General features: G+C 37.6%; 4 protein-coding genes. 3 read left to right on the top strand and 1 reads right to left on the bottom strand.

Annotation, left to right across the window (positions count from 1 at the left end; translation table 11 throughout):
* Positions 1–130: 130 nt before the first annotated feature.
* Positions 131–676 (bottom strand): thioredoxin family protein, encoded by a 546-nt coding sequence (locus KQI49_RS18230; RefSeq protein ID WP_216490998.1) that lies wholly within the window; start codon positions 674–676, stop codon positions 131–133.
* A gap of 200 nt (positions 677–876) precedes the next feature.
* Between KQI49_RS18230 and KQI49_RS18225 the strand changes: the two genes are divergently transcribed.
* The 3 genes from KQI49_RS18225 to KQI49_RS18215 all read left to right on the top strand — a co-directional run bounded on the left by KQI49_RS18225 (position 877) and on the right by KQI49_RS18215 (position 4,980).
* A complete protein-coding gene (locus KQI49_RS18225) occupies positions 877–2,214 on the top strand; it encodes an aminotransferase family protein (RefSeq protein ID WP_253286927.1) in 1,338 nt (445 codons plus the stop codon).
* Between the two features lie 22 nt (positions 2,215–2,236).
* Positions 2,237–3,664, top strand: coding sequence for an APC family permease (locus KQI49_RS18220; protein WP_216490997.1), 1,428 nt, complete (start codon positions 2,237–2,239; stop codon positions 3,662–3,664).
* Between the two features lie 215 nt (positions 3,665–3,879).
* Positions 3,880–4,980, top strand: coding sequence for a glycerol dehydrogenase (locus KQI49_RS18215; RefSeq protein ID WP_216490996.1), 1,101 nt, complete (start codon positions 3,880–3,882; stop codon positions 4,978–4,980).
* The last annotated feature ends 147 nt before the right edge of the window (positions 4,981–5,127 follow it).

The following is a 5,127-nucleotide window of genomic DNA, read 5'->3' as shown; positions in this document are numbered from 1 at the left end:
ATTCGTGATCCCTGAGGCTTCGGTCGGGCTTTCTTTCACTTCTCACTATACCTTATAAAAAGAAAATAGTGGGTAATGTCATCCGTCGATGACATTACCCACTAATCTTAGTATGTTTTAATTGCTCATCTTAAATTAGTTCACCTACAATACTTTCATACGTTCCCTCCCAAATATCACGATTCTCCGCGAATTCTTTCGAGGTTACTTTTGCAAATTCCTTAAACTTCTCTTTATAATCATCAGCATCTTTTGATGGAAGGTTCTTTTTCTCCTCATCCACAAACTTCCTAGTGGTTTCTGACATTGGTCCCCATTTAGCAATTTCATTTCCCTTTTCATCAATAAAGACAAATATCGGTATAATGCGCTTACCATCTGTTTGATATTGATCCATTAATTTTAAGTTCTCGTCTCTTGGTAAAAGTTTAACGGGCATGCCTGTTTTTTCAGCTAGGCGCAATAAAATAGGAACACATAGCATGCAGTGGCCACACCATACTTCGGCGAGGGCAATCACTCTAAGATTCTTTTCTTTAATCTTTGTAAGTATTTCTTCATCCTCTGGTAACGTAAAGTTGTTGTATATATGTAAGCAATTATCTTTATGAGATGCCAAAGTATCTAAGTATTCTTCAGGTGTTAGTCCTTTGTCATACCACATATTTAAATCCATCGTTATCCTCTCCTCAAGTGTTATCTATATTAAGTGTACTCAATGTTTGACCTTTGGTAAATAGAAGTGTCTTCGTGATCCCCGTTGAGTCACTGATTTGGTTCTATTTATAGCGATTTAAAAATAAATATAAATACTAGGAAGTGAATCTCAGTCATCATAACTTAAACTATAAATGAAAAAACAAAGGAGGTAATACATTGGATCGATTAATTGAGTTGGATAAAAAGCACTTTATTCATCCGACATCTTCCATCCAGCAACAACAACTAGAGGGACCTAAAGCTATTATGAAAAGTGGAGATGGGATTTATTTAACAGATACGAATGACAACAAATACATTGATGCTATGTCTTCACTCTGGAATGTCAATGTAGGACACGGACGAAAAGAGTTGGCAGCCACAGCTGCAAAACAAATGGAATCCCTAGCATTTAGCTCTGCTTTCTCTTCATTCAGTCATGAACCTGCCATTAAATTGGCGGAAAAAATTGCTCAGTTATCCCCAAAAAGTATGAATGCAGTCTTTTTTACATCTGGTGGTTCAGAGTCAAACGATACTGCTTTTAAATTGGTCAGACACTACTGGAAAATTCAAGGTAAGCCTGAAAAAAGAAAGATTATCTCACTTAAACGTGGGTATCACGGTGTAGCAGCAGGGGCAACGAGTGCAACAGGTATTGCTGATTTCTGGAAAATGGCCGGGCACTTAATGCAAGATTTTTACCATGTAAAATCACCTTATAAATTATCAGCCAAAGAATCACTTCTCTCACTTAGACAAGTCATCCAAGAAGAAGGAGCAGAAACCATCGCTGCTTTTATTGCTGAACCTGTTCAAGGGGCAGGTGGTGTTCTCATTCCACCGCAAGACTATTTTATAGAAATCAGAAAGCTTTGTGATGAGTTTGGTATTTTATTTATCGCCGATGAAGTAATTACGGGATTCGGACGTACAGGAAAAATGTTTGGTCTAGAACACTGGAACGTATTACCTGATGTGATGACCTTTGCGAAAGGGGTGTCTAGTGGTTATATCCCATTAGGTGGTGTCGTTATTTCTGATCATATTCACGACACTATGAAGAAAAAATCAGAGGGGGTCTTGTTCCATGGTTTTACGTACAGTGGCCATCCCACTGCTGCAGCTGTCGGTCTGAAAAACATTGAAATTATTGAACGGGAAAATCTGGTTGAAAATGCTCGTGTCATGGGTGAAAAACTTTATCAGGGTTTTTTAGATTTAAAACACAAAGTAAAGATTGTTTCCGAAGTTAGAACTCTTGGGCTATTAGGTGCCATCGAGCTTGCGAAAAATCCAATAACACATGAACGATTTTCACCAACATCAAATGTAACCTCTAAAGTTATAGAAACTCTGCATGAAAGGGGCGTTATTTGCCGTGGAGTGACTTACGGAGGAACGGATATTATCTGTTTCTCGCCTCCACTTATAATGACTGAAGAACAAATGAATAGCTTACTTGAAAGACTTCATGATGCGTTACAAGCTGTCCAAAAGGGATTGTTAACTTAATGTGCGAAGGGGGAGCACGAAAATGAAAGAGCAGAAACTCTTAAAGATTTTAGGGAATAAAGATGTGTTAGCTTTAGCTTTTGGTGCCATGATTGGTTGGGGTTGGGTTGTTACGACAGGTCTTTGGATCACAGAGGCTGGTTCTTTAGGTGCGATTCTCGCATTTATGATTGGTGGTACTATGGTTGTTTTTGTCGGTCTTACTTATGCCGAATTAGCCTCGTCAGTCCCACTTGCTGGAGGAGAACTTTATTATAGTTTTAAAGCTATGGGGAGATTAGCATCATTTATAACAACATGGGCGATTATTCTCGGATATGTCTCTGTTGTTGCTTTTGAAGCGGTAGCTTTACCAACTGTTTTTGAATATTTAATACCAACCTATAGTAAAGGATACTTATATACAATATCAGGTTGGGACGTCACCATAACGTGGGCAGGGGTAGGAATTTTAGGTTCAATTTTAATTGCTTGGATCAATTATCGAGGGATTAAATTTTCAACGGCGGTCAATTTCATTTTCACTTTACTCATTATTTTAGCTGGAATTATGCTAATTACCGGTAGTACTGTCTCAGGGAACGTCCAGACGATGCAACCTTTCTTTGAAAATGGAGTGACTGGTTTGTTAATTGTAGTAATTATGACCCCCTTTATGTTTGTGGGTTTCGATGTCATTCCTCAAGCAGCTGAAGAGATTAATTTACCACAACGACGAATTGGTCAGTTATTAATTTTATCCGTCATATTAGCAGTAATATGGTATATCGCAATAATATTTGGAGTATCTCATATGTTAAGTCCGAGTGAAATGGCCGAGTCTAATCTCGTCACTGCTGATGCCGTGGTGAAAGCATTTAATGGTAGTCAATTTATGGGGAATCTCCTTGTTCTTGGTGGTATTGGTGGTATTTTAACAAGTTGGATTGGATTTTATGTTGGAGGAAGTCGAGCTATTTACGCGCTTGCCAAGGCAGGAATGCTACCTAAATCATTAGGTGAACTTCATCCAAAGTATAATACACCTCATAAAGCGATTTTATTAATCGGTGTTCTTTCAACATTTGCTCCATTATTGGGTCGTCCAGCTCTTGAATGGTTGGTTGATGCGGGTGGCCTAGGGTTAGTGGTTGCTTGGCTAATGGTAGCTATTTCCTTTATTATTTTACGAAAAAAATCACCCTTAATGGTTCGGCCATTTAAGTTAAAAGGCGGAACTTCTATTGGATGGATTGCAACTGTGATGGCGATTGGGATTGCTATACTATATATGCCTGGTATGCCGTCAGCTCTTATTTGGCCATATGAATGGTTAATCATTTTGGTGTGGTCGTTACTAGGGGTTGTATTTTATAAAATCTCAATGTCTAAATACGGAAAAGACGAGACCGATCAATTTATGAATCAGGAGTTGAGGAAGGTGGTAAAATACGAAAAAAATGATAAATAATAGTCAAAAAATATATTAATCTAACTAGCTTAAATATAAACGCACTCCTCAAAGGTAAATGTATAAATATAATATATTAAGGGAATATACCAAATGATATATTTGTTAAGTCTAGAAATAATGGACAATTTGTGAAGTCGATCACAAAGGCTAGACTTAGATTTTAAATAAGGTTAAACTAAATATGTAAATGATCAAAAGAGGAGTGAGTAGCAATGTCAGCAACTATTTTCACATCACCTAGTAAATATATTCAAGGAAAAGGTGAACTTAAACAAATTGGAAAGCATGTAAAAACGATTGGTAAAAAACCTCTTATTTTATCGGATGACGTCGTTTGGAAAATTACAGGAGAAACAATTGACAACGCATTAAAAAATGAAAAAATTGAGTTTCACTATGTTGAATTTTATGGTGAAGCATCACTAAATGAAATTAACCGAGTGGTTGAAGAAGGAAAATCCCATCATGTTGATTTTGTTATCGGTGTTGGTGGAGGTAAAACCCTAGATTCAGCTAAAGCGATTGCTGATGGTCTTGATGTAGGTGTAGTCATTGTGCCAACAACTGCTTCAACTGATGCTCCAACGAGTGCTTTATCTGTTATTTATAGTGATGAAGGCGTTTTTGAATCATATAAATTTTATAATAAAAATCCCGATCTCGTTCTCGTTGACACAGCTGTGGTAGCAAAGGCTCCTCCTCGTTTCTTCTCCTCAGGAATTGCTGATGCGATGGCAACATGGGTTGAAGCTAGAGCAACCATTAAAAGTGGTGGAAACGCCATGGCTGGTGGTAAAACAAGTCTCGCAGCCGAAGCCATTGCGAAAACATGTGAGGAAACGTTACTAAAATATGGTATTCCTGCATATAAAGCTGTCCAACAAGGGCTTGTGACAAAGCAAGTAGAAGCGGTTGTTGAAGCAAACACGCTACTTTCGGGATTAGGATTTGAAAGTGGTGGCTTGGCAGGAGCTCATGCGATCCATAATGGCTTCACGGTTCTGGATGGAGATATCCACCATTTAACACACGGTGAAAAAGTGGCTTATGGAACATTAGTTCATCTTATGTTAGAGCTCCATTCAGATGAAGAATTACAAAAATATATTAATTTTTATAAAGCCCTTAACTTGCCAACGACCTTAAAAGAGATGCATTTGGAGGATGTTACTTTTGAAGATTTATATAAAGTTGGTGAAGCAGCTACACAAGAAGGCGAAACAATGGTAAATCTTTCAGCGGATATTACACCGGAAGATGTAGCAAATGCCATAGTCGCAGTCGATCAATTGAGCACAAGCAGTATTTCATAACTATTTAATAAAAACGGTCTATTCTCTTTAAACTGGACCCTAGATAATAGACACTGATAAAAAACAGTCAGTCGCCCTCTATTATCTAGGGTTTTTTTATCGTACAATAAAATAAAATGATGAGGTGTGAATGATGGGTGTCAATTA

The sequence above is a fragment of the Virgibacillus sp. MSJ-26 genome (assembly GCF_018918075.1).
Classification (GTDB): domain Bacteria; phylum Bacillota; class Bacilli; order Bacillales; family Amphibacillaceae; genus MSJ-26.
Note: the sequence above shows the minus strand (reverse complement) of the source record. Positions and strands in the feature narration are given on the sequence as shown.